This is a genomic window from Pantoea sp. PSNIH1 (assembly GCF_007680655.1).
GTDB classification, from domain to species: Bacteria; Pseudomonadota; Gammaproteobacteria; order Enterobacterales; family Enterobacteriaceae; genus Pantoea; species Pantoea eucrina.
The window spans coordinates 1-282 of sequence record NZ_VEIP01000025.1; the positions used below are offsets into that span (position 1 = coordinate 1).

Genomic DNA, 282 nt, shown 5'->3' on the forward strand with positions numbered 1-282 from the left:
GGATCGAACCGCTGACCTCCTGCGTGCAAGGCAGGCGCTCTCCCAGCTGAGCTATAGCCCCATACAGTCACTGCAGAAACCGTCTGTTACCACTCACCAGGAGTCCCGTTTATGACAAACGGTCATTTCTTTTCAGGCAAGGCAAAGGGGCGCGACGTATAGTTCACTATACGAGCGGCGCTTTAACGCAGCATGAGAAGAAATGTGGTAGGCCTGAGTGGACTTGAACCACCGACCTCACCCTTATCAGGGGTGCGCTCTAACCACCTGAGCTACAAGCCT

General features: G+C 54.6%; 1 tRNA gene. It reads right to left on the minus strand.

Going from position 1 to position 282, the window contains the following annotated elements:
- Positions 1-205: 205 nt before the first annotated feature.
- Positions 206-282 (minus strand) — tRNA-Ile (locus FS690_RS18240).